The sequence below is a fragment of the Desulfamplus magnetovallimortis genome (genome assembly GCF_900170035.1).
Taxonomy (GTDB): Bacteria; Desulfobacterota; Desulfobacteria; order Desulfobacterales; family Desulfobacteraceae; genus Desulfamplus; species Desulfamplus magnetovallimortis.
The window spans coordinates 91,918-93,497 of record NZ_LT828560.1; the positions used below are offsets into that span (position 1 = coordinate 91,918).

General features: G+C 33.4%; 1 protein-coding gene. It reads right to left on the reverse strand.

The genetic code is table 11. The features are described 5' to 3' along the window. Positions 1–188 precede the first annotated feature (188 nt). Positions 189–1,520, reverse strand: coding sequence for a transposase (locus MTBBW1_RS23840; protein ID WP_080808380.1), 1,332 nt, complete (start codon positions 1,518–1,520; stop codon positions 189–191). Positions 1,521–1,580 lie beyond the last annotated feature (60 nt).

Sequence of the window (1,580 nt, forward strand, 5' to 3'; positions counted from 1 at the left end):
CAATACCTTCGCCAAATTATAGGCACTTGAAAATTACGAGCCCCGCTTGTTTCCAATGTTTCTGAACAAGGCTTGTTAAATTAAAAACGCTATGCAAAATCCAGACAATATTTAATTCAAACATACTGTAATATCAGTCTTTTTTCATAACTTTAAAATTGCTTAGTATTGGGCAGGATCTTATAGATTCATGCTGCGTTTTTAACCAAATTAATACGGCCAATTTCTGATAGCTCATTTTGCAACTCCTGAATAATTGTTTGATCCGTATCTTTGGGAAGTAGCTTGATTATTGTCCTCATATACTTATGCCCACGAAACCAAGTCTTAAGATCATTCATGCTGAGTAAGCCTACTGATTGGTTTTGAAGAAGTATTTGTGATAAATTAACCATAAACATCGAAAGATTTGCTCCATTATATACAGGCTTTTCCTTAATATTCATAAAATCTTCTAATCCCCAATGCTGCTTGGCATCTCTAAAATTAAACTCAATTTGAAATCTTAACCGGTAATATGTAATTATTTTATTCCAATGTAATTCCAAATCACTGGAAAACAAGACAACATGTGCTACCTTATTTGTCATGATGTTGGTTTTTTTGATAACTACGATATTCAATAATTCCGGAAAATTTTTATGCCACAATTGAATATTATAAATATCAGTTCTCACATTCCCTTTTGTTTCGCTGGATACAAGGTGTTTTTTTGAAATGTTAGTATAATCAAGTTTTTCTCCGTATTTTTTATATGCCCCTCGTCCAGCATACTGACCCGTGTACGGGAACCATAAAGCAGAGTCGTACCGAAGTTTAGAAATAAGCTCAAGTCCGCATTGCTTAACCATTTGAAGTGATTCATTATTTCCAAACGCACCATCAAAAACAAAGATACGTAACTCTATTTCTGCTCCTATCAGATTGAGTACTTTTTTGATTAATCCTTGAGCCCATAAATGATATGATGACAATGCAACATTCTTTTTGTCCTTGTTTTTACTACCTTTTTTTCGGCCTTTCGGAGCTTTTTTGCTACTATTTTTCTTTTTTTTAGCTTTTTTCTTTTTGCCTTTATTCTCTGTGTTCTTTTTTTCTTTTTCTATCTGTTCAGTCATAATAGAGTATGAAGTTTCATTTTGAACATCTAGTAATGACAAAGAAAAAAATGAAATGCTCGATACAGGCTTGTTTAAAATAGATGAAAAAAACCGATCAACTCCAAATGTGTGCTTTCCTGACTTCGTTACAACAGTCTCGTCAGCTATGAGAAGGATCTCTTTCATTCCAGTAAGAGCTTTACGAATGAGAAACCAGTTTATTTTGTACCAAGTGATAGAAGTGTTAAAAAAACGCTGTATTGTTCGGTAACTTCCTCCTTGCTCTGTCCAACGACTGATACCCAACATAGTTACTCGGCCTGTCATAGACAGCATTGCATCTACAATAGTAGCGAGTCTGCTTAATGTGGTTTTGTCAATACAGTTGTCTAAACAAATTAAAAATGCCATAATATCCATGAGCGATTATCCTTGTATAATAAGTTAAGTTTAAATTCATCTATTATACATTGCATAATT